Below are 21,867 nucleotides of genomic sequence, written 5' to 3' on the forward strand. Positions count from 1 at the left end.
AAACGGCTGACCCTCGGGTCGGCAAAGCAGGATCTGCGGGGTGGTCGACCGGCTGCCGAAGTTCGGATGGCAGACTTCCACAGGCCGAATTAGTAAATAAATCCGGCCCGATTCCCCAAGCGAAGGCCACTCGATGCGCCCTGGCGCTTGCCCTGTCCCTGTTGCGGAGTCTGGCCCCCCGGTTACCACCCGCTTGTTTCCTGAGGTCGGAGAGCCGTTCTTTCCTGTCTCGATTCCGACCCGGACCCGTCCCCGTCTCATCCTGGAGAGGCCATGAGCCTGAATTCACAGAATGCCTTGATCACCGGCGCCAGTTCCGGCATCGGTATGGAAATCGCCCGACAGCTGGCGCCCCGGGTGGCCCGACTGGTTCTGTCGGGGCGACGGCGCGAACCCCTGGAGGCACTCGTCGGGGAGCTGGAGTCCCGGCACGCCTGTCGCGTGCTCCCGATGGTCGTGGACCTGCGCGATCGTGACGCCACGCTTGCCGCCCTCGCTGGACTGCCTGTGGAATTCCGCCCCCTGACCGTGCTGGTGAACAATGCCGGGCTGGCTCTGGGTTTTGATGCACTGCAGGACACGAACCCGGAGGAGAGTGACACGGTGTTCGATACCAACGTGCGTGCCGTGCTCACCATGTGCCGCGCCCTGGTGCCCGGCATGCTGGAGGCCGGGCAGGGGCACGTGCTGAATCTGGGGTCCATCGCGGGGCGCCAGGCCTACAAGGGCGGCAGCATCTACTGTGCCACCAAGGCGGCCGTGCTCAGCCTGACCCGCACCCTGCAGATCGAACTGGCCGACACTCCCGTGCGGGTCAGCACCATTGATCCCGGCATGGTGCAGACCGACTTTTCCCTGGTTCGCTTCCGGGGCGACGACCAGCGCGCCGCTGCCGTGTACCAGAATGTTCAGCCACTGACTCCGCGGGATGTGGCCGAAGCGGCGGTCTGGGCTCTCGACCGGCCCGCACACGTCCAGATCGCGGAAATGGTGATGTACCCCACCTGCCAGGGGTCGGCTCACACGATTCATCGGGGAGACTGGCGCTCATGAATTCCACTCCTCCCGGATCGGGCCGGCGGCCCCCAGGATCCGACAGGCCCGATCGCCCCTCCCGCCCCGATCGTCCGGGTCGGCCCGCAGGACGCAGTGATGGGCGCTCCGGCTCACGCCCCGCGGATCGCGGCTCCCGCAAGGGCACATCACGGCGTGATGGCAGCCGCAAGCCCGGTCCGCCTCCGGCTCCCGAAGCCGGAACCTCGGCCTTCGTGTTGCATCAATTGAAGGCCGTGGATGCGGCCGTGCGTGCCGGACACCGCTCGGACCGCACCCTCTCGCGCATTTTCCAGGAGCACTCGCTGCCCCCCGATCAGCGACGTCGCCTGCTGCGCCTGTCGCAGGCCTGGTTCCGCTGGTCGGGCGTGATGCCCGCCGACATGGAATTCAGCGAAAGGCTCTGCTGGTGCGCCGCGATGGAAGGGTTGCCCCTTCCCGGGCACAAGCCCCGCGGACTGACCCAGCCCGAATGGAACTCGTGGACCCTGCCTCCCGTGAGCCGTCGTCTGGACTGGCTGGGTCTGCAGCTGATGGAGTTGCGGGGCATCCGGGCGGAATCTCTGTTGCCCGCGTGGATCACGGAAGCTCTGCCCACCGATCGCGATCGGCACGCACTGGCCGAAGCGCTGCTGATGCCGCCGGGACTCTGGATCCGCTCCCGCGTGGATGTGCATGCCCTGCGTGCCGGGCTGGAAGCCCACGTGGAAGTACTGCGCATGCACCCAGATCTCAAGGGCTGCTGGGCGGTGCGCAGCGAGGCGGATCTCTATTACATGGAATCCTACCAGCGCGGCGATTTCGTGATTCAGGATCCGGCCAGCCAGGCCATCGGGCTGCTCTGCGGAGCCCTGCCCGGCGAGCGCTGGTGGGACATGTGCGCGGGTGCGGGCGGCAAGACCCTGCAGCTCTGTGATTCAATGGGCGGCAAGGGAGTCGTGATTGCCACCGATACCCATGAACAGCGGCTGAAGGAGTTGCGTCGCCGACTGGCCCTGGCGGGTCGGCACAATCTGGAAGTACATCTCTGGACGGGCGACCGTCCGCCCAAGGGCCCCGCCTTCGACGGCGTGCTCGTGGATGCGCCATGTTCCAACAGCGGCACCTTGCGCCGCAACCCGGATCTCTGGCGCCGCGAAGGAATCCAGCTGGACGAGCTGCGGGAACTGCAATCCCGTTTGCTGAACCTGGCCGCACCCCGGGTGAAACCGGGTGGTCGCCTGGTTTACGCCACCTGCAGTCTGCTGCCCTGCGAGAACGAGGAAGTGGTGGCGCTGTTCAGGCAGCGTTTCCCCGAGTTCAAGCCGGTCAGTCTGCAGGATCCGCTGGATGGGCGCGGGGAGAGTCAGGGCGCGATTCGCTTCGACCCCGAAGTTGGGGACCACGACGGCACCTTCGTGGCGGTTCTGCGCAAGGATGAGGCTGCCGACTGATCGCTATCAGGCGTTTCTGCCTGCGGAATCCGCGCCAGGGGTCTGCCGATTGCGAAGCTGGGTACCTGTTTGCTGCAGAAATACCAGGGTTGCCAGAATTCCCGAGAACGGGACCAGCAGGCAATTGGCCAGCAGAACCGGCATCAGGGTTTCCAGGCTGGATCCTTCTTCCGACAGGACGCGTTGCAGCAGGGGCAGGCTCACAAGTGCATCCACGGCGGCGAGCAGCACTTCCAGCACGAAGACGGCCAGAAAGGCCGGCATCACCAGAGCCTGGCTGCCTTTCAATGATTCGCTCAGGGTCTCGCCCCGCAGGATCATCCAGGGCACCACGCAGAACCAGATCGTTGAAATCAGCAGTCCGGGAATCACCAGCAGCATGTAACCCGCCAGACTGATCAGGCCGGTCAACAATGACAGCAGCATCAGTGGGCCCATCATGCGGGATCCTCCCAGGAACTCGGCGGTCCCCGGTCGCTGTCCCGCTTCCACCGAGACGGTGGCGAGCGCCAGACCGGCGAACAGCGGGCCCTGGAGCGCGGTGAAGATCATCACGCCAGGGATGCTGGCCAGACTGCAGAGCAGGTTCAGACCGGTGATGAAGACCCCGAAGAGCAGAAAGCGCCAGGGCTCTTCCCGCCAGACCGCGAACGCTTCCTTGAGCAGGAGAGTGACAAGGATGTGCGAAGGCATGCCGCTCCGGTTCGTTGATTTTGATGAGTGACGGGTGCTGCTCGGCCAAAAGTGTCGGGGCCGACTTTCACAGGAATCATCATATATTAAAAAGTTTATTGAAACGGGGCTTTGGAATGCGTGCTGCCGCCAGTGATGTCAGTGCCAGACTGGCGGAAATCGACCAGCGGATCGCCCAGGCCCTGCAACGTTCGGGCCGCAGCCAGACGGTACAGGTGATTGGTGTCACCAAGTACCTCGACGCCCCGGAGATGGTTGAGTTGCGCTCAGCGGGTATCCGGATCTTTGCCGAGAACCGGGTCCAGGTCGCCCTGAGCAAGCTGGAGTGGTTTCAGGAACAGGCCCCCGGGATCTCGCCGGAAGCCTGGCACTTCATCGGGCATCTGCAGCGCAACAAACTGTCCCGCGTGATGGGGCGATTCCAGTTGATCCACAGCGTGGACAGCCTTTCCCTGCTGGAAAGTCTGTCCCGCCATTGTCAGGAACAGCAGCTTGGCCAGAATGTCCTGCTGCAGGTGAACATTTCGGGCGAAGCCTCCAAGGGCGGCTTCACTGCCCAGGAGCTGGATGGGCTGTCCGTCACCCGGTTCGAAGCCGAAGGCATCCGGGTTCTGGGCCTGATGGGCATGGCGGCCGAGGCCGACGAGTCCACGGTGCGCAGCAGTTTTCGTCTGCTGCGAACTCTGCGGGACCGACTGCAGGATCGCCTGGGGCGGCCCCTGCCCGAGCTGTCGATGGGCATGAGTGGCGATTTCGAGATCGCGGTCGAGGAGGGAGCCAGTCTGCTGCGCATCGGCAGCCTGCTGTATTCATAACCGGTGGCAGCATCGGGAAATGCCGGGAGGGGGCATGTCGTTCATCGAAATGTTCGTGCACAATGCAGCACAGGCCTACGTCCTGATCATCATCGCGGCGGTGGTGTGTCACTGGATGAACCTTGGCCCTGAAAACCGGTTCGTGGAACTGATCTACCGCGCCACCGAGCCCCTCTTCGGTGCCATCCGGAAGTTCGTCTCCAGTTACACTCCCGCACTGGATCAGCTGGGAATCGACCTGACCCCGATGTGGGCCATCTTCCTGGTACTGATCACCCGTCGCGTGCTGATCTGGATTCTCTAGCGGGCGCGACAACCGAAAACCAGGCAGACCCTTTGGACTCCCGGGAGGCAGCGTGAGACTGAACGCCAACGACATTCGAAACTTCTCCTTCCGCAAGGTGATGCGCGGACTCGACCCCGAAGAAGTGCAGGCATTTCTGGATACGGTGGCCGAGCAGACCGGCCAGCGCGAGGGCGAACTGGCGGAATCCCGCGCCCGCATCGAGGACCTGGAGCAGCAGTTGCTCAATTACCGGTCCATGGAGAACGGGTTGCGTGACACGCTGATCGCGGTACAGAATTCCAGTCAGGAAACCCGCGAACACGCCCAGCGCGAGGCGGAACTGATTCTCAAACAGGCCGAACTGGATGCGTCGCGCATCAGCGCCGATGCCCGGGAACGCCTGTCCAGTCTGCGCAGCGACCTGCACATGCTGGAAGAACAGCGCACTTCCTTCGTGACGCGCTTGCGCGCCCTGCTGAAAGGTCAGATCGACCTGCTGGAGGTTCTGGCGGCAGTGCGGGTCGAAGAGCGCCCGCTGGAACGCAAGGTCGACCGTGTGGCACCGGCGGCCCTGGCCGACCCTGCCCCGGCCATCGAGGAAACCCCGGCAATGCCATCCACGGGTGGTACGGTCAGGGAAAACGAGCTGAAAGCCGATCCAGAGCGGAGTTCGCATGACCACGTCTGAGCAGATGGCCCGCATCGACGAGGCCACCGCACATATCCGCTCGATCACGGGCGCGGCCCCCTTCGCTGCGGGCATCATTCTGGGCACTGGGTTGGGCGGTCTGGTAGGCCAACTGCACATCGATGCGGAGATGGACTACGCCAGCATCCCCCACTTTCCGCTGTCCACCGTGGAAAGCCACCACGGACGACTGCTCGCCGGAACGCTGCGCGGGCGCCGCGTCCTGGTCATGCAGGGACGCTTCCATTACTACGAAGGTTACAGCATGCAGCAGTTGACCTTCCCGGTGCGCGTGATGCACCGGCTGGGCATCGATACCCTGCTGGCCTCCAATGCCTGCGGTTGCGTGAATCCGCAGTACCGCGCCGGCGAGTTGATGATCATGGAAGACCACATCAACCTGCTGGGCGACAATCCCCTGATCGGGCCGAACCTGGACGAGCTGGGCGTGCGTTTTCCCGACATGAGTGCGCCCTACGATCGCGAGCTGATCGAGCTGGCCTCGGCACTGGCGCTGGAACACAAGGTGCCGGTCCAGAAGGGCGTTTACGTGGCGGTGGCCGGCCCAAACCTTGAAACCCGGGCCGAGTACCGTTTCCTGCGTACGATCGGAGCCGACGTGGTGGGCATGAGCACGGTGCCCGAGTGCATCGTGGCCCGACACATGAACATGCGGGTCTTCGGGATGTCCGTGATCACGGACGAGTGTTTTCCCGAGGCGCTCAAGGAAGTGGCCCTGGACGAGATCCTGGCCATCGCCGGCAAGGCCGAACCGGGCATGACCCGACTGTTGGCCGCACTGGTGGAAGCACTGCCAGCACGAACCTGAAGAATGTGAGACATCTGTGAGTCGCTATATCCCCGCCGAGGGCCAGGCAGATTTTCCCGCCCTTGAAAACCAGATCCTGGACTGGTGGTCCGCGGAGCGCATCTTCGAGAAATCGATCGAACAGCGCAGCGAAGGGCCGGACTGGGTCTTCTACGACGGCCCTCCCGGCACCAACGGCAAGCCGCACATCGGGCACATGCTGCAGAGTTCGCTCAAGGATCTCTGGCCGCGCTACAAGACCATGCAGGGCTTCCGTGTGCTGCGCAAGGCCGGCTGGGATACCCACGGCCTGCCGGTGGAGCTGAAGGCCGAACGCGAGCTGGGCATCGAGGACAAGAGCCAGATCCCGGCCTACGGCGTCGAGAAGTTCATGGAGTACTGTCGCTCCACCGTGTTCCGATTCAAGGGCGACTGGGAGCAGAGCATCCGCCGCATCGGGCGTTTCCTGGACCTCAGCGACCCCTACGCCACCCTGACCAACGACTACATCCAGAGCGATTGGTGGGTGATCCGCCAGATCTGGGACAAGGGCCTGCTGTACCGTGACTTCCGGATCATGCCCTACTGTGCGCGTTGCGGCACCACGCTCTCCAGTTTCGAGGTGGCCCAGGGCTACCAGGATGTGATGGACCTGACCCTGACCGCTCGTTTTCCCGTGGTCGGGCTTGAGCGAACCTATTTCCTGGCCTGGACGACCACGCCCTGGACGCTGATCGGCAACACGGCGCTGGCGCTCAATCCCGAGCTGGACTATGTGTTCGTCGAGGTCGACGGCGATACTCTGATCCTGGCCCGCGAGCTGGTGGAGAGTGTGCTCGACGGGCATGCCTTCCGTCTGGTGAAGACCGTCAAGGGACGCGAGCTGGACGGCATGGCCTACACGCCCCTCTGGGATTTCTTCGCGGGACCCGACACCGAGGGCCGTGTGCCCCATCACGCTCTGATGGGTGATTTCGTGACCGCCGAAGACGGCACCGGCATCGTGCATCTGGCGCTGTATGGTGAAGACGATTACCGGATGATCAAGCGGGACAATCTGCCCCGCATCCAGCATGTGGACGAAACCGGTCACTTCATCGAGGGCTGTGGTCCGTATACGGGACGCTATTTCAAGGCTGATGGCCTGGATCTTGAGATCCTCAAGGACCTGCAGTCCCGCGGTCTGCTGCAGCACAAGCACAAGCACACCCACAGTTATCCGCACTGCTACAAGTGCGAGAATCCGCTGATGTACTTCGCACGCACCAGCTGGTTCATCCGCACCTCCGCCGTTCGCGAGCAACTGCTGGCGGCCAACGCCGAAATCAACTGGTACCCCGGTTACATCAAGGACGGGCGCTTCGGCAACTGGCTTGAAAACAACATCGACTGGGGCGTGAGCCGGGACCGCTACTGGGGCAGCCCGATGCCCATCTGGAGCTGTGCCTGCGGCAAGCAACTCTGCGTGGCCAGCAAGGCCGAACTGCAGCAGTATGTGTCACAGCCGATGGATCAGGAGCTGGACCTGCACGCGCCCTGGATCGACTACGTTGAGGTGAGCTGCCCCGACTGCAGCGCACGCATGACGCGCGAACCCTATCTGCTGGATTGCTGGTTCAATGCGGGCCTGATGCCCTGGGGGCAATTCGGCTATCCGGCCAAACCCGGCAGCGAAGCCCTGTTCGAGAACCAGTACCCGGCGGACTTCATCTGCGAGGGACTGGATCAGACCCGCGGCTGGTTCTACACCTTGCTGGCGCTGTCCACGATTCTCACCGGCCGCAGCAGTTTTCGCAATGTGATCTGCACGGGTCTGATCGCGGACAAGGACGGTCGCAAGATGTCCAAGACCCTGGGCAACGTGGTGGACCCGGGCGAGCTCTTCGAGCGTTTCGGGGCCGACGCGGTGCGCTGGACATTCTACAACAGCCACCCCTGGGGTCAGAAGCGCTACAGCGATGACCTGGTGCGGGACGCGGTGCGCGACATCGTGATTCCCTACTGGAACATCTACAGCTTCTTCGTGACCTACGCCAACATCGAGGACTGGACCTTTGACGGCCAGCCCGGCCAGCTTTCCGAGCTGGATCGCTGGATCCGCAGCGCCAGCGTGCGTGTGATCGGACAGGTGGAGCAGGCCCTCGAGGGGTATGATGTCTACACGGCCAGCACGGCCCTGCTGGCCTACATCGAGGATCTCAGCAACTGGTACATCCGTCGCAGCCGTACCCGGTTCTGGAAGAGCGAGGATGGTGCCGACAAACAGGCCGCATTCAGTACTCTCTACCGCTGCATCCGGGACCTGACGCTGATCCTGGCACCGTTCCTGCCCTTCGTCACCGAGACCGTGTATCAGCGACTGATCCGGCGCGCCGAGCCCGGGCTTCCCGAATCCGTGCATCTCTGTCGTTGGCCGGACGTGTCACACGAACAGCGCGACGAGGTGCTTGAGAGCGAGATGAGTCTGGTCACTCACGCGGTCAATCTGGGCCGCAGCCTGCGCTCGCGACACAACATCAAGACCCGCCAGCCCCTGCGCAAGATGCTGCTGGTGGTGGGGCGCGAGAGCGATGATGCCTTCGTGCACCGCATGGAAGGCCTGATCCGCGAAGAGCTGAATGTGCGGCAGGTGGAAATCAGTCGCCGCGAGGAAGACCTGGTGCACCTGTCAGTCAAGGCCAACTATCGCGAGCTGGGGCGATTCTTCGCCAAGCGCATGCCCGAGGCGGCCGCGATCATCGCCGACTGGGGCATGAGTGAAATCGAAACCCTGGAGGCGGGCGGCACGATTGATGTGCTGGGCGTGGCGGTGGGTCTCGAGGGTATCGCGATCCAGCGCGAGGAGCGCGAGGGACTGATCGTGATCACCGAGCAGGGCTTCACCGTGGCACTGGACACGGAGCTGGACGAGGATCTGCTGCAGGAAGGTCTGGCGCGCGAATTGGTGAATCGGATCCAGACCCTGCGCAAGGAGAGCGAGCTGGATGTGACCGACCGGATTCGTCTGCAACTGGCGGGAAGTCCCGCGGTTCTGGCCGCCGCCGAGGCACATCGTGAGTACATCTGCCGGGAGACACTGGCAGTGTCCCTGGACATGGTTTCCGCAAACGGGGCATTGAAACCCGTCACATTGAACGAGGAAGAAGCGGCCATCGGACTGGAGCGATCGGCCGGGGAGGACTGATGGAACACAAGGCACTGGGAAAGAAGGAGCTGGAGCAGTGGCGCAAGATCCTGCAGCAGAAACTTCACGACGCCAAGGAAGAGCTGGAATACAGCCGCAAGGAACTGGAGAGTGGACTGTCCAGTTCGTCCGGTGAGAACAGCACGTACTCGCTGCACATGGCCGACCAGGGAACCGATGCCCAGGAACGCGAGAAGATGATGATGTTCGCCCATCGTCAGGGGAAGTTCATCAAGACCATCGAGGCGGCTCTCGAGCGTGTCGAGAACGGCACCTACGGGCTCTGCATGATCTGTGGTGCGCCAATTGGCGAGGGGCGACTCAAGGTTGTGCCCACCGCCAAGACCTGCATCGATCACAAGGAATAGCATCATCACCGGCGTCAAGGCATCCGTCATCATCGCAGGCTGCGTGATCGTGGACCAGCTGACCAAGCTGGCCACACGAAACGGCATGGCCCTGGGTGAGTCCCGCCCCCTTCTGGGCAATCTTGTCCGGCTGACCCATGTTGAGAACCGTGCGGCCGTGATGGGCATGGATGTGTTGCCCATGAGCGTGCTCACCGTGTTCTCGATCGTGGCGGTGATCGCCCTGGCTTTCTGGCTGCGCATTCTCATGCGTGATACGGTGCAACCCGCCTCGCGGCGGCTGGCCGCGATCCTGCCCTGGGTGATCGGCGGCGCAGTGGGCAATCTGATCGACCGCGCGCTCTTCGGCGGGGTCACGGACATGGTGGATGTGGACATTCCCGACCTGAATCTGCCGGCCATCTCCTTCGGCCCCATCGACTGGGCCGGTCTGCAGCTCGAGCGCTGGTGGGTCTTCAACGTGGCCGACAGTTTCATTTTCGTGGGCATGCTGCTGATCATCGCCCTCTCACTCACGGGACACCTGGACGATCAGCCAGTGCCCGCAGGAACCCCGGATGAGTCCCCGCAAGCGTAGCTCCCTGGTGGAGTTCATCTCCGAGCTGGATGAGGACAGCGACGCGGAACCCGGCATCACGGGTGATGAGGATGAGGTCGAGCTGCAGGATCTGGACATCTTGATCGGCCAGAACCAGAGTCCCGAGCGCATCGATCGATTTCTGTCCCGTCAGATCCGCTTTGTCTCACGCTCGCGCGTGCAGCAACTGATCGAAGTCGGGTCGGTGCTCGTGGATGGCGAGGCGGTTCCCAAGCCGTCGATCAAGGTGCTTCCCGGACAGCGGGTCCAGCTGCAGGTGCCCCGCAAACCACGTCCGGTGGTACGCGCCGAACGAATTCCCCTGAACATCATTCACGAGGATGAGCACCTGCTGGTGATTGACAAGAGCGCCGAGATGGTGGTGCATCCCAGTCGCGGGTGTTACAGCGGCACGTTGGTGAATGCACTGATGGGCTACATCGCCGGGCTGCCCCAGGAAGCCGATGAGGAGTTCCGGCCCGGCATCGTGCACCGCCTGGATCGCGGAACCACCGGCCTGATGGTGGTGGGCAAATCCACACCGGCGATTCAGGCGCTGTCGCGCATGTTTCACGATCGCACCATCCACCGGCTCTACCGCGCCATCGTCTGGACCAGTCCCCGGGCGCTGAGCGGCCAGGTGGACGCGGAAATCGGGCGCGACCTGCGTGATCGCCTGCGGATGGCGATCGTGCACCAGGGCCGGGGCCGCAGCGCTCGTACCTATTACCGTACGGCCGCCCGCTATGAATTCCTCTCGTTGCTGGAACTCAAGCTGGAAACGGGCCGCACCCACCAGATCCGGGTTCACATGGAACATCTGGGGCATCCGGTTTTCGGCGATGCGGTATACGGCGGGCGCAACGAGAAGCGTGCCGGGTTCACGGGCGACCGAGTGCAGCGGGCACGTCGTTATCTGGCCATCCTGGATCGCCAGGCACTGCACAGCTGGAGAATGGGTTTCATTCACCCCATCACGGGCCAGCGGATGGAATTCGAGGCGGAACTGCCCGCGGACATGCGGGCGATCATCGCGGGAGAGCAGGCTCTGGGCGGTCGCGCCCCCCTGCCCCTGACCGAGTCGGTCTTCGACTGGTTGCCCCCCGTGGCGCCTGCGTCGGAGAGTCGACACTCACACTGATGCTGGGGCCACACGCCCGCAGCCAACCACGACAGGACACACAATGGATACACCCAACGAACGCAACCTGGCCTTGTTCATCGACTTCGACAACATCGCCATCGGCCTGAGAGAATCCCGCAAGAACGGATTCGAGATCCGCCTGGTGCTCGACCGTTTGCTGGAAAAGGGCCGGATCATCGCCAAGAAGGCCTACGCCGACTGGAAGTATTACGACCGCTACAAGGCGGCCCTGCACTCGCACAACATCGAACTGATCGACATTCCCAAGCGCAGCGTCACGGGCAAGAACAGCGCCGACATCCGTCTGGTGGTGGACGCTCTGGATCTGTGCCACACCAACCCTCACATCAACACCTTCGCCATCATTTCGGGTGACAGCGATTTCAGCCCTCTCGTCAGCAAACTGCGCGAGAACAACAAGCTGGTCGTGGGCATTGGCATGAAGGACAGCACCTCGATGCTGCTGGTGGAAAACTGCGACGAGTTTCTGTATTACGAAGACCTGAGCGAGCCGGAGAAGGAGCCGGAACGCCAGGCGGGCGCGCCCAAGGTCCCCAAGGAAAAGGCCGCGGCCTTCCGTGCCGTGGTTCAGGCCGTGAACGCGCTGATCCGCGAGGGTCACGAGATTCTTTACGCCTCACTGGTGAAGGACACGATCAAGCGCAAGAATCCTTCCTTCAACGAATCCAGCTGGAACTACGCCAATTTCGGCGAGCTGCTGGAAGACGCGATGAAGTTCGACGTGCTCGAGGCCAACCGCGACCGCGCGCGGGGCGGCACCTGGGTCATCACCAAGCTCAAGGGCCTGTGATCCAGCTCCCCGGAAATGACGCCTCCCCCCGCCGGCCTGGCCTGCGGGGGGAGGCGTGTCTCCGGGGGGTCGGTGTGGATCATCGTGTGGGTCGACGGAACCGTCTTCATGACGGTCCCATCGACCCTTGCCGCGTCCCTTGGATCGACGATCGCTTCGACCGTCACCTCGCCCACGACCTTGTCCTCTACCTCGACCGCCACCGTGACGGTCATCGAACGGGTCATGAATCACAAGGCATTGATCATGAAGGACTTGTATTCACCGGTGCAGGTTTTGGACTGCGACGTTTTTTCCCCATGTTCCTCGTCACCCATTGATGGAGATCTGCCCTCCCGGGCGCATCTGCCAGGAACGGGTCCCCCCCTCGCCAGCTGGTACTCAAAGGCCAGACGCATGGCGCACACAGCACGAAAGGCAAGACACCAATGACCGTACGTGAACAGCTCGCTGACATCCGTCGACTGGCCGGACCCCATGGCACCGTGGGTCTGTCCGATGCCGTCCTTGACCCCTTCCTGGCCTCCGACAAGGACCTTGGAATCGCCATCGCCCGGGCGCATGCCGAAGTGCTGGCCATGAGCGCCCAAAGATCTGCCGGCTTGTCCGAAGATTCCCTGTGTGCGCAGCTCCAGGCCGACTACCTGAACTTCTACGGAGATGCGGCCCGCAGCCCCTACGTCCCCGCGGGTGCGTGTGGCCCCTGGATCGTCAGCCAGCATGGCGCCGTGTTGCATGATTCCGGTGGCTACGGCATGCTGGGCCTGGGACACGCGCCGGAATCCGTGCTGGCCGCTCTGGCCAGACCCTGGGTCATGGCCAACGTGATGACTCCCAGCCACAGCCAGGCCCGCTTCTCCGCTCTGCTGAAAGCGGAAATCGGACACACGGGCCCGGGTTGTCCCTACAGCCGTTTCATCTGCCTGAACAGCGGTTCCGAGTCGGTGACCATGTCGGCACGCATCACGGACCTGCACGCCTTCCGCCAGACCCAGTCGGGCGCACCGCACGCGGGACACATCATCCGCTACCTCAGTCTGGCAGGCGGCTTCCATGGCCGCACCGATCCAGCGGCGCGCATCTCCGGATCCACACTGGGCACCTACAAGCGCACGCTGGCCTCGTTCCGTGACCGCGACCAGCTGACTCTGGTGGAGCCGAACAATCTGGCCCAGCTTGAGGAAGTCTTCGCCCGCGCCGCGGCCGATGGCGTGTTCTACGAGGGCTTCTTCATCGAGCCGGTGATGGGCGAGGGCGAGCCCGGACTGGCGCTCACCCCTGAATTCTACGGCCTGGCCAGGCGCCTGACCCGCGAGCACGGCGCCTTGCTGATGTGTGACTCGATCCAGGCCGGCTTCCGTGCCACGGGCCACCTGAGCATCGTGGACTATCCCGGATTCGCCAGGCACGAAGCCCCCGATCTGGAAACCTTTTCCAAGGCACTGAACGCAGGGCAGTACCCACTGTCCGTGCTGGCGCTCAATGCGCGGGCGGCCGAGCTGTATGTGACCGGCGTCTACGGCAACACCATGACCACCTGTCCCCGCGGGCTGGAAGTCGGCTGCGCCGTGCTGGAATCGATGACCGACGAGCTGCGCAGCAACATCGTCGCGCGCGGTACGCAGTTGAAGCAAGGCCTCGAGCAGCTGGCCAGCGAATTCGGCTCCGCCGTGAAGGGCGTGCTGGGCACCGGCCTGATGGTCAACATCGAACTGGACCCGGCGCGGCTTCCCGTCAACGGTGCCGGTGGTGTGGAAGAAGATCTGCGCCGCCACGGGATTCACATGATCCACGGCGGCCACAACGGCCTGCGCTTCACGCCCCATTTCGCGATCACGTCCGAGCAGATCACCCTGATCGTCCAGGGCGTGCGCGAGATCCTCAGGAAGCGTCTTGCCGGGTAATTGGTGTGACGCCTTGAACTCCGAATGGGCACCCCCGGGTGCCCATTCTCGTGTTCGGTGACGGCGACCGCTGCAAGGGCCGTCGCACCCCTGACCTCCGGGACCCTGATCCGGATCACTCCCTTGTCCTTCACGTCGACCGCCATTCCGCCCACCACCGCGGCAGCCCTCTCGTCCGACACCGCGAACAACCCCGCAGAACCATCAAGTTCCCATGACAGCACAACGCAGAAACGGCCAGCCGGATGGTTCCGACTGGCCGTGATGTGCGTGACCACGCATTGACTAGAGCTGGAATACGGTCTCGATCAGGAAGGTCTTGACGGTCTCGTCGTCGCCCTTGATCCGTCCATCGCCGTTGATGTCGACATAGCTGGTGCGCCAGTGCATCACAAGGTTCACGCCTGGCGCCATTTCGTACCCCAGGCGGATGCCGTGGAGGGCGGAGGGAGTCTTGAGGTCGAAGAGGCGCTTGACCCGGGTCTGCTGGTAGTAGGCGCTCAGCTCGCTCAGCTTGGGCACCTTGGCCATGTTGAGGGCCGCGGCGGCGCGCAGGCTGTTCTGGTCGTCCACGCTGGTGTCGGTCTTGGGTTTCATGCTGGTGTAGGCGGCGAACACGGTGGCCAGATTGAAGACGTTGGCACGCGCGTCGGCGTAGTAGCCACTCATCGCCACGGCCGTGCGCAGGGCTTCGCGCTTGGTGAGCACGCTGTCACCGTCGAAGACCGTGCGCTCCAGGTCGTAGCTGCGGTCGAAGAATTCGCCAATGAACTGGTCGCCATAGTCACGGTACTCCAGGCCGGCGCTCAGCCAGTGCAGCGGCTGCCAGCGGACGCCCGGGGCCACGCCGTTGCCGAAGTCGATGAACTTGGCCCACTGGATGTATACATCCAGATTGGGCAGCAGCTCGTATCCCAGGTCGGCGCCGATGCCGGTCACGGTTTCCTCGGCACTGGAATAGTCTGCCAGCGGGCCCAGCACCCAGTCGTCACCCGGGTAATCGGCCAGGCCGTTGACCAGGTCAGGGTTCAGGTCGTGAAGGGTGCGCCAGCCCGCCTGCTGGCTGGCGTCGTTGAAGTCACTGTAGCGATCCAGAGCGTCGGGCACATTGTCTCCGTCGGCGTCACGCAGACCCGCGTAGAGATTGCCGTCCATGGCCAGAGTCGCGCCCGCGCGCAACTTGCCGAACACGGGATGACTGGCGCGCAGGGCGAAGAGGCCGGGGCCGTTGAGCTCGCGGATGTTGGCCAGCAGGCCTTCGATCTGGAGTTTGCCCGGTGAGACATCGAACTCGATGCCCGTCCGCCGCACGCTGGGATACTCGACCGCGTTGCTGTAAGCCTTCACCAGAATGCCGTATCCCATGGTCACGTCATCCAGACTGCCGCCCTTGACATACAGTGGATCACCCTTGTGGCCCCAGCGCACGTAGTAGATCTTGTCCAGCAGGTCGGCGGGTTCGTCCCAATCTTCCTTGCGGATGCTGCCTTCGGCGTCGAAGTAGAGGGTCAGATCCAGCGCGACACCGATTTTCCCGATCGAGAATTCGGGGCGCACACTGATCTGCTGCCAGATCTGCCCGTCAATGGACACGGCTCCCAATCCCACCTGAGTGTTGAGGCGTGTGCCGGTGACTTCGGCGGTCAGATCGTCCGTGGACTGGGCGCAGGCCGCAGCGGCGAGGCAGAGTGCCAGACCGGCCTGGATGAACGGGTGGACCATGATGTTTCCTGTCGTTGCTGGAGGGTCAATTTCAGGCACCGGCGGGGGTGCCGACCGCCGAAAGTAGGAAAAAAGGGGCCGCGGGCAGGCAATGGGTCCGGCGCAGTGGTGATCGGTCCGCCATCGATCCAAGGCAGATGTCACCGAGAGAGTTCGAGCCGGCATGACGCCGGCCCGAACGATTGCGACCAATGCGCAAAACCGAAGCGCACCAAGGGGGGAGGGCGCTTCAGCGGAAAACGCTCAGAAGTTGATATTCCAGAGGCGGGAAAGGATGCGTTCCGACACCATTTCGGCCATTTCCTTCTGGAAGTAGCGCCCATCGTCCACCCGGTCGAAGATTTCCACCAGACGGCAGTCCTTCTCGGAATCCTTCAAGGGGATCTGCCGGCAGCGCGGATTCATGGGCAGGCTCACCAGATGGCGCAAGTCATCGCGCTCTTCGTGAACGGCGTCCAGGCGCAGCTCCAGGTCGCGCTTGTGCATCTTGAATTTGCGTAGGGTGTCGACGACCTGATTGGAAGAGACAGCGGACATTTTTTCCTCCTTCTGTTTGCCTTGCATCATGTAGTGCAAAGTGGAGGCCAAAGAGCCTTGGAGTTCCTGAGTTCAGAAGTTTCGCTGAGCAGCCCGTTGAAAATGCACGGTTTGCTCATTTTGTCAAACCGGCCTGGTGCCAAGGAATGACAGGTCAGCTCGGAATCGCCCAAGTGGGGTGTTACCTTCGCGTAACAGCTTTGCGGTGAAAACGCTTGTAACCAATTGAAAATCAGTTGGATGCAAAATTTTCCCCATGGATTGGCCCCGTGAACCAGCCGATAGCCGTCCCTGGATAGGTCATTCCACCCTGCAGGACGTCCAATGAGCGCCGAATTCGTTGACTATTATCAGCTGCTAGGTCTGGAACCTTTGGCGACCATCGCCGAAATCAAGGCTTCGTGGCGCCGACTCGCCAAAAAGCACCATCCCGACCGCAATCAGGGGGATGAATTTGCCGCAAGGCGCTTCGCTGCTCTCAATGAAGCCTACCAAGTGCTCTCCGATCCGGACCGCCGTTCAGCCTACGATCGACGCTACCGGCTGCAGCGTCGGGGGGCGACCTGGAAAACCCCCGGCAGCGGAGTCCCGCCCGAGGGGGCGTCCCCACCTCCTCCTCAACCCGAAACCCGACCTCTGCGCGGGCGTGACCTGGTGCGGCGTCTGCCGCTCACGCTCAAGCAACTCCGTGCCGGCGGGCAGATCACTCTCAACCTGGAGCATCTGGGCAAGCGGCTGAACATCAAGCTGCCCGAGCAGGTCTGGCCGGGGCTTGAACTGACCTTTCCCGGCCAGGGCTACCCGGGCAGGCATGGCGGTGCCAGCGGTCGGCTGACCGTGGTTCTGGAAGCGGAACTGCCCAACGGATGCTGGCTGGAGCAGGGAGACCTGCATCTGATCTGTCCCTGGAACACGCTCAGTGCGGGATTGGGCGGGCCCCTGTCCTTCCTGCATCCCGACGGGCGCAGACTGCAGATCCAGGTGCCGGCGGGCAGTCAGGATGGCCGGACGATCAGGCTGAAGGGCATGGGAATCCGCCACGAACGCGGCGAAGGCGACCTGGTCTGCCACCTGCAATTGACCGTGCCGGCGATTCTGGACAGTGCATCCCGCAAGCTGGCCGACAAGTTGCTCAGGAGTCTGGGACTGGAGTGAGAGGAACCGAATCGGGGATCGCCGGTTCACTGCGAGGCATCAGGAAGTCTGCAGCATGTGTCCTGGAACGGGTTTCACCCCTCGGACCCAACCGACTCGGACCCTTCGAAAATGCGCATCGAGAGTGGATACTCTCGCACGATCCGGAGGTAGTGGTGGTGATAGACGGGCCAGAGCAGGTTGTACAGCAGCAGCTCGCTGAGGACACCCAGCCGATGGCTGCCGGTGTGCAGTTCGGTCCATTCGTGCGCCATCAGTCCGGGCAGCATCCATCCCGGAAACACATCCGCAATGTAGATGCAGGTCTCGCCCGTCGGTCGGCCCGCCTCATCCAGCAGAGGCTCGCCATAACAATGGAAGCGATAAGGATTCCAGGCGAAGATGCGCACCTTCAAGACGTACTCCGGAGCATGACCCAGGGACTGGAGCGGCTGTCGCGCCGGAAGTCATTCCGGCTCACCGCCACACAGACTATCGCCGACAGACAGGGGAATCTTCAGCATGGCCACTGACCCGCTGAACATCCTTGTGGTGGATGACGAAGCCGACATCCGCGAGATCCTGCTGGACCTGATCCAGAGCTGGGGCCATCGCTGCCGGATCGCAGCGGACGGCGTGGAAGCGCTGAGCCTGCTTGAAGACGACCCGGCGGATGTGGTGCTGTCCGACATCCAGATGCCGCGCATGGACGGCATGAGCCTGCTGCGCGAGCTGGTGCGCAGCCATCCGGCCATGCGCGTGATGCTGTTCACCGGGTACGGCACCATCGAGAGCGCCATCGAAGCGATCCGTCTGGGGGCGCACGGCTACATCCAGAAACCCATCGATTACCGCCAACTGCAGAAGGAACTGGAGTCCCTCTCCGAGGAACGCCAGCTCACTCGCCATGGCGGCGAACTGTTGCGCCAGATGCTCAATCATTCGCGTCGGGTGGAACCTGCCTCCCGCAACGCGCGCATGCAGTCGATCTATCAGCTCACGATCCGACGCATTGCCGATTCGGGCGCTTCGGTGCTGATCACGGGTGAAACCGGCACCGGCAAGGAATTGCTGGCCGAACTGATCCATCATTTCAGTTCCAGACGGCACGCGCCGCTGGTGAAGGTCAATCTGGCCGCGCTGCCCGACTCGCTGATCGAAAGTGAACTGTTCGGCCATGTGCCGGGCGCGTTCACGGGGGCTACCCATGAGCGACACGGCCGCTTCGCCGATGCCAACGGGGGCACGATCCTGCTGGACGAGATCGGGGAGATGCGACTGGGCCTGCAATCCAAGCTATTGCGCGTGCTGCAGGAGCGGGAATTCGAAGCCCTGGGCTCCAACCGGGTGCAGAAGGTGGATTTTCGCCTGATCAGCTCCACCAACCGTGATCTGCGGCAGGAAGTGGCCGCGGGGCGGTTCCGCACGGACCTGTTCTTCAGATTGAACGTGATCGAGATTCACCTTCCGCCTCTGAGGGAGCGTCTTGAGGATCTGGAAGAGCTGGTGGACGGGCTGATCGACCGCATCTCGACTCGCCGGAACTGCGCACCCGCGCGAACCACCACTGCGTTTCTTGCACGTCTCAAGGAACACGACTGGCCGGGAAACATCCGCGAGCTGGAAAACCTGATCGAGCGCCTGCTGGTCTCCGGAGCGGGGCCGGAGCTCACCCCCGATTCCCTGCCCGCTGGCTTTGGAGATTCTCCCCTGAATCCTCCTCAGTCCCTTGGTGTGCGGCTGCGGACTCTCACTCTCAACGAAGCTCGCGATCTGGTCGAGCGGGAGCTGCTGGCGCTGGCGATCCGCGAGGAGGCCGGAAACGTCTCGTCCTGTGCCCGTCGGCTGGACATCGCCCGCAAGAACCTGCTGCAGAAGTTCCGCAAGCACGGCATCGATCCTGCATTGTTCCGTCAATAGAATGCCCGCCGCAGTCTGACCGCCACCACGCCCTGCCGCGACCCGGCGCTCATTTTCCTTGCATTCGGTCAATTGGGTCAGGCTTCATTCCTCCCCGCCATCCTCCGATACCCACAGCGACACCTGCGTCCTTCACCGTGAAGCGGCGTGCCGGCTCGATCGCACCAACTGTGGTCGTGGAAATCTGGACAGGAAACTTACTGACCATGCGAACTGAAAAAGTCCTGATCGTCACGCAGAACAAGAACCTGGCCAATCAGGCAAGAATGCTGCTGCGCGAATCAGGCATCACATTCGTCACCGTCATCGATACTCCAGCCCGCGCGCTCTCGGCACTCTGGGGTGATACACCGGACATCTGTCTGCTGGATCTGGGAAACCAGAAGGACGGGATGCTTGATATCCTGCCTGTGATCCTTGGCAGCGGAAAACCCCTGGCAACACTTGGGGCAATCTGCTACAGCGCCCACAGAGAGCGGGAAGAGCATGAATGGCGTGAGGAATGTGCCCTTGTCAAGGGACTTGGTGTGACGCATTGCCTGCCCGCGGATACACCGCCGTCCGAGCTTCAGAAGCTGCTCAAGCAATTGCTGGGAGCCGGTGAGGGCGTCAAGGTCCCCGACAGCAGCAAGAAGCTGCGCATGCTGCTGTTCCTGAATGATCGCACCCGCAGCCACACCTTTCATGAGCAACTGCAGGGTCATCCGGTGGACGTGGATGACGCCATCGAGGTGGACGCGCTCTGCCGAGCCTTTCTGGACAACACGCCGGATCTGGTCCTGATTGACCCGCGAGGCCTGGGTGCCAATCTGACCACCATCGGCAACGTAGCGCGCCACTTCTCAAAGACCCGCATCTACTTCATCGTGCCTCCGGAAGCGAGCATCGCCTGGACGGCACGCGCCCAGGATTTCGTGACACGCGTGATCGAGTATCCTGAGGACAAGGCGGGATTTCGCAAGATCACGGCCCTGCTTCTGGATGTTGCTCAGGAAGCCGCGCCGGAACCTCCGACCGAGCCGGTGGAAGTACCCCCCGAGCCACCACGTCCCAAGAGGATTCTGGTGGTCGATGATGACAATGCCGTGCGCAGCATGATGATCGAGTTTCTCAAGCATTTCGGCTATGAGACCATGGAAGCGGAAGATGGCCGTGACGCTCTGGATCAGATCCGGAATGAACGGCCGGATCTGCTGATCTCGGACATCTACATGCCCCGCATGAACGGCTTCCAGCTGTTCATGGAAGTGCGCAACAACTGGCCGGATCTGCCCGTGATTCTGATCACTGGCTATAATTCGGCGGCCAAGGACATGGCCTCGTACTCGATTCACGATGCCGAGTTTCTGGAGAAGCCCTTCGAACTGGCGACCGTGGAAGCGATGGTTCGTGCCAAGCTGAACCGTGTCGCGAGCTGAGAGAAACAAAAATGATGTCAGATGAACGTGAACGCCCTACTGAAGCCAATGACGCGCAACAGGAAGTGCTGGAAGTGGAGTCGGCTACCCCAGCCGAGGCGGTCCCTCAGCGAATCCTGATCGTGGACGATGACAGCGCCGTGCGCCAGATGCTGGCCGACGTGCTGAAGCAATTCGGCTTTCAGACCAGTCAGGCCGAGGACGGGCTGGCCGCACTGGACTCCATCCGCACCGATCAGCCCGCCCTGATGATCACGGATGTGCTGATGCCGCGCATGAATGGGTTCCAGCTGCTGATGCAGGTGAAGAACCAGTGGCCGGACATGCCGGTTCTGGTCATGTCCGGGCATGGGGCGGATACGATTCCCGGCGGGTCCCGCTTTCTGAAGGCCTCGGACTTTCTGGAAAAGCCATTCGACCTGAGCTCGGTCATGAGCCATGTGATGGCAAAACTGGCCAGCTAACCTGGGGGGACCTCCGTGATGCTTGCACGGGATGAGCTGTTCGCACGCCTCCGGACGGTGGACAACCTGCCGACCATTTCCCAGGTCCTCTCGGAACTGATGTCGCGCCTGGGTTCTGTGGATCACAACGCGACGGATCTTGCCGACATCATCGTGCGGGATCCCAGCCTGGCGGCCCGTTTCCTGCGCCTGGCGAACTCTGCCTATTACGGACTTCCCTGCCAGGTGCGGGATGTCACCCATGCCCTTGTGCTGCTTGGCGAACAGGAAGTCTACAAGATGGTGGCCACCGTGTCCGTCTTCAGTTCCCTGGCCAGCAGCGGGTCCAACATGACCCACCGTCGCGAGCAGTTCTGGATGCACTCGGTGTCCTGTGCCGTGCTGGCCAATCTGCTGGACAAGGTGCTCAACCTGAACAACGAAGGCGCGGCCTATACTGCGGGGCTGTTGCACGACATCGGCAAGGTCGTGCTGGACCAGGTCTTCCCCCGTGAGTACGCCGCCTGCCTGCAACTTGCAGAAAGTCGAGGCTGTTCGGCCTGGGAAGTGGAAGAGGAACTTCTGGGAGCCGATCATTGCGAAGTGGGTGCCTGGTTGGCCGAGCGCTGGAACCTGCCTCCGGAGATCTGTGAAACGATCCGGTCGCATCACCGCTTCAACGAGGCGCTCATCCACCGCGAGCTGGTGGGTGTGGTGGCCTTCGCCGACGTGCTGAGCCATCAGGAGGTGGATCCCGAACTGCAGGCCGAAAAGCAGTTCTGGAGTGAGGAAACGATCAGTTGGAAAGACATGCAGGCACTCACGGGGCGCGAACTGGATCCGCTCAAGATCCTCGAGAGTGCGGCCAAGGCGGGTGACGAGATCAGGGACATGCTGGCCGTACTTGGCCACTAGCGCGCAACACTCCG

The 21,867-nt window shown here is 62.7% G+C and carries 21 protein-coding genes; 17 read left to right on the forward strand and 4 right to left on the reverse strand.

Features of this window, described 5'->3' with window-relative positions; genetic code table 11:
• Positions 1 to 273 precede the first annotated feature (273 nt).
• Positions 274 to 1,053, forward strand: a complete 780-nt coding sequence (locus H6678_11365; GenBank protein ID MCB9474400.1) for an SDR family NAD(P)-dependent oxidoreductase — start codon at positions 274 to 276, stop codon at positions 1,051 to 1,053.
• A complete protein-coding gene (locus H6678_11370) occupies positions 1,050 to 2,486 on the forward strand; it encodes an RsmB/NOP family class I SAM-dependent RNA methyltransferase (protein MCB9474401.1) in 1,437 nt (478 codons plus the stop codon). Before H6678_11365 ends, H6678_11370 begins: the two co-directional genes overlap by 4 nt.
• Positions 2,487 to 2,492: 6 nt before the next feature.
• Here the strand turns inward: H6678_11370 and H6678_11375 are convergent, their stop codons facing one another.
• Positions 2,493 to 3,179, reverse strand: coding sequence for a hypothetical protein (locus H6678_11375; GenBank protein ID MCB9474402.1), 687 nt, complete (start codon positions 3,177 to 3,179; stop codon positions 2,493 to 2,495).
• A 116-nt stretch (positions 3,180 to 3,295) separates the two neighbouring features.
• Here H6678_11375 and H6678_11380 point away from each other — a divergent pair, with 116 nt between their 5' ends.
• The 10 genes from H6678_11380 (at position 3,296) to H6678_11425 (ending at position 13,764) form a co-directional block, all read left to right on the forward strand.
• Positions 3,296 to 3,994 (forward strand): YggS family pyridoxal phosphate-dependent enzyme, encoded by a 699-nt coding sequence (locus H6678_11380; GenBank protein MCB9474403.1) that lies wholly within the window; start codon positions 3,296 to 3,298, stop codon positions 3,992 to 3,994.
• Positions 3,995 to 4,028: 34 nt separating this feature from the next.
• Positions 4,029 to 4,298 carry a YggT family protein gene (locus H6678_11385; protein MCB9474404.1) on the forward strand — a complete coding sequence of 90 codons (270 nt, stop codon included), beginning with the start codon at positions 4,029 to 4,031 and terminating at the stop codon, positions 4,296 to 4,298.
• 52 nt (positions 4,299 to 4,350) lie between these two features.
• On the forward strand, positions 4,351 to 4,968 hold the full coding sequence (locus H6678_11390; protein MCB9474405.1) for a DivIVA domain-containing protein: 618 nt from the start codon (positions 4,351 to 4,353) through the stop codon (positions 4,966 to 4,968).
• Complete coding sequence (locus H6678_11395; GenBank protein ID MCB9474406.1) at positions 4,955 to 5,797, forward strand: purine-nucleoside phosphorylase; 843 nt, start codon at positions 4,955 to 4,957, stop codon at positions 5,795 to 5,797. Before H6678_11390 ends, H6678_11395 begins: the two co-directional genes overlap by 14 nt.
• A 16-nt stretch (positions 5,798 to 5,813) precedes the next feature.
• Positions 5,814 to 8,960 (forward strand): isoleucine--tRNA ligase, encoded by a 3,147-nt coding sequence (locus H6678_11400; protein MCB9474407.1) that lies wholly within the window; start codon positions 5,814 to 5,816, stop codon positions 8,958 to 8,960.
• The gene (locus H6678_11405) at positions 8,960 to 9,328 is read left to right on the forward strand and encodes a TraR/DksA C4-type zinc finger protein (protein MCB9474408.1); all 369 of its coding nucleotides are present in this window, start codon (positions 8,960 to 8,962) and stop codon (positions 9,326 to 9,328) included. The genes H6678_11400 and H6678_11405 overlap by 1 nt, the downstream gene beginning before the upstream one ends.
• A gap of 49 nt (positions 9,329 to 9,377) precedes the next feature.
• Entirely contained in the window at positions 9,378 to 9,905 is a 528-nt protein-coding gene (locus H6678_11410; protein ID MCB9474409.1) for a signal peptidase II, read from the forward strand.
• Positions 9,886 to 11,046: an RluA family pseudouridine synthase gene (locus H6678_11415; protein MCB9474410.1), complete on the forward strand. Its 1,161-nt coding sequence runs from the start codon at positions 9,886 to 9,888 to the stop codon at positions 11,044 to 11,046. Before H6678_11410 ends, H6678_11415 begins: the two co-directional genes overlap by 20 nt.
• Before the next feature lie 43 nt (positions 11,047 to 11,089).
• A complete protein-coding gene (locus tag H6678_11420) occupies positions 11,090 to 11,860 on the forward strand; it encodes an NYN domain-containing protein (protein MCB9474411.1) in 771 nt (256 codons plus the stop codon).
• 428 nt (positions 11,861 to 12,288) lie between these two features.
• Positions 12,289 to 13,764: an aminotransferase class III-fold pyridoxal phosphate-dependent enzyme gene (locus H6678_11425; protein MCB9474412.1), complete on the forward strand. Its 1,476-nt coding sequence runs from the start codon at positions 12,289 to 12,291 to the stop codon at positions 13,762 to 13,764.
• A gap of 285 nt (positions 13,765 to 14,049) precedes the next feature.
• Here H6678_11425 and H6678_11430 read toward each other — a convergent pair whose 3' ends face one another.
• Together H6678_11430 and H6678_11435 are read right to left on the reverse strand one after the other, a co-directional pair.
• Positions 14,050 to 15,486, reverse strand: a complete 1,437-nt coding sequence (locus H6678_11430) for a hypothetical protein (protein MCB9474413.1) — start codon at positions 15,484 to 15,486, stop codon at positions 14,050 to 14,052.
• Between the two features lie 243 nt (positions 15,487 to 15,729).
• Positions 15,730 to 16,023, reverse strand: coding sequence for a hypothetical protein (locus H6678_11435; GenBank protein MCB9474414.1), 294 nt, complete (start codon positions 16,021 to 16,023; stop codon positions 15,730 to 15,732).
• Positions 16,024 to 16,347: 324 nt separating this feature from the next.
• On the opposite strand from H6678_11435, the gene H6678_11440 reads away from it, so the two are divergent.
• On the forward strand, positions 16,348 to 17,178 hold the full coding sequence (locus H6678_11440) for a J domain-containing protein (GenBank protein ID MCB9474415.1): 831 nt from the start codon (positions 16,348 to 16,350) through the stop codon (positions 17,176 to 17,178).
• Between the two features lie 74 nt (positions 17,179 to 17,252).
• Here the strand turns inward: H6678_11440 and H6678_11445 are convergent, their stop codons facing one another.
• Positions 17,253 to 17,573, reverse strand: a complete 321-nt coding sequence (locus tag H6678_11445) for a hypothetical protein (protein ID MCB9474416.1) — start codon at positions 17,571 to 17,573, stop codon at positions 17,253 to 17,255.
• Between the two features lie 106 nt (positions 17,574 to 17,679).
• Here H6678_11445 and H6678_11450 point away from each other — a divergent pair, with 106 nt between their 5' ends.
• From H6678_11450 to H6678_11465, 4 genes are all read left to right on the forward strand, one after another.
• The gene (locus H6678_11450) at positions 17,680 to 19,077 is read left to right on the forward strand and encodes a sigma-54-dependent Fis family transcriptional regulator (GenBank protein MCB9474417.1); all 1,398 of its coding nucleotides are present in this window, start codon (positions 17,680 to 17,682) and stop codon (positions 19,075 to 19,077) included.
• Between the two features lie 206 nt (positions 19,078 to 19,283).
• Complete coding sequence (locus H6678_11455) at positions 19,284 to 20,495, forward strand: response regulator (GenBank protein MCB9474418.1); 1,212 nt, start codon at positions 19,284 to 19,286, stop codon at positions 20,493 to 20,495.
• 11 nt (positions 20,496 to 20,506) lie between these two features.
• Complete coding sequence (locus tag H6678_11460) at positions 20,507 to 20,959, forward strand: response regulator (protein MCB9474419.1); 453 nt, start codon at positions 20,507 to 20,509, stop codon at positions 20,957 to 20,959.
• 18 nt (positions 20,960 to 20,977) lie between these two features.
• Positions 20,978 to 21,853, forward strand: coding sequence for an HDOD domain-containing protein (locus H6678_11465; GenBank protein MCB9474420.1), 876 nt, complete (start codon positions 20,978 to 20,980; stop codon positions 21,851 to 21,853).
• Positions 21,854 to 21,867: the final 14 nt, after the last annotated feature.

It is taken from the genome of Candidatus Delongbacteria bacterium (assembly GCA_020634015.1).
In the GTDB taxonomy this organism is placed as follows: Bacteria; CAIWAD01; CAIWAD01; order CAIWAD01; family CAIWAD01; genus JACKCN01.

Coding starts and splice junctions, on each gene's coding strand:
- H6678_11365 (MCB9474400.1), top strand. CDS start 274: ATGAGCCTGAATTCACAGAATGCCTTGATCACCGGCGCCAGTTCCGGC.
- H6678_11370 (MCB9474401.1), top strand. CDS start 1,050: ATGAATTCCACTCCTCCCGGATCGGGCCGGCGGCCCCCAGGATCCGAC.
- H6678_11375 (MCB9474402.1), bottom strand. CDS start 3,179: ATGCCTTCGCACATCCTTGTCACTCTCCTGCTCAAGGAAGCGTTCGCG.
- H6678_11380 (MCB9474403.1), top strand. CDS start 3,296: ATGCGTGCTGCCGCCAGTGATGTCAGTGCCAGACTGGCGGAAATCGAC.
- H6678_11385 (MCB9474404.1), top strand. CDS start 4,029: ATGTCGTTCATCGAAATGTTCGTGCACAATGCAGCACAGGCCTACGTC.
- H6678_11395 (MCB9474406.1), top strand. CDS start 4,955: ATGACCACGTCTGAGCAGATGGCCCGCATCGACGAGGCCACCGCACAT.
- H6678_11405 (MCB9474408.1), top strand. CDS start 8,960: ATGGAACACAAGGCACTGGGAAAGAAGGAGCTGGAGCAGTGGCGCAAG.
- H6678_11415 (MCB9474410.1), top strand. CDS start 9,886: ATGAGTCCCCGCAAGCGTAGCTCCCTGGTGGAGTTCATCTCCGAGCTG.
- H6678_11420 (MCB9474411.1), top strand. CDS start 11,090: ATGGATACACCCAACGAACGCAACCTGGCCTTGTTCATCGACTTCGAC.
- H6678_11425 (MCB9474412.1), top strand. CDS start 12,289: ATGACCGTACGTGAACAGCTCGCTGACATCCGTCGACTGGCCGGACCC.
- H6678_11430 (MCB9474413.1), bottom strand. CDS start 15,486: ATGGTCCACCCGTTCATCCAGGCCGGTCTGGCACTCTGCCTCGCCGCT.
- H6678_11435 (MCB9474414.1), bottom strand. CDS start 16,023: ATGTCCGCTGTCTCTTCCAATCAGGTCGTCGACACCCTACGCAAATTC.
- H6678_11440 (MCB9474415.1), top strand. CDS start 16,348: ATGAGCGCCGAATTCGTTGACTATTATCAGCTGCTAGGTCTGGAACCT.
- H6678_11450 (MCB9474417.1), top strand. CDS start 17,680: ATGGCCACTGACCCGCTGAACATCCTTGTGGTGGATGACGAAGCCGAC.
- H6678_11455 (MCB9474418.1), top strand. CDS start 19,284: ATGCGAACTGAAAAAGTCCTGATCGTCACGCAGAACAAGAACCTGGCC.
- H6678_11460 (MCB9474419.1), top strand. CDS start 20,507: ATGATGTCAGATGAACGTGAACGCCCTACTGAAGCCAATGACGCGCAA.
- H6678_11465 (MCB9474420.1), top strand. CDS start 20,978: ATGCTTGCACGGGATGAGCTGTTCGCACGCCTCCGGACGGTGGACAAC.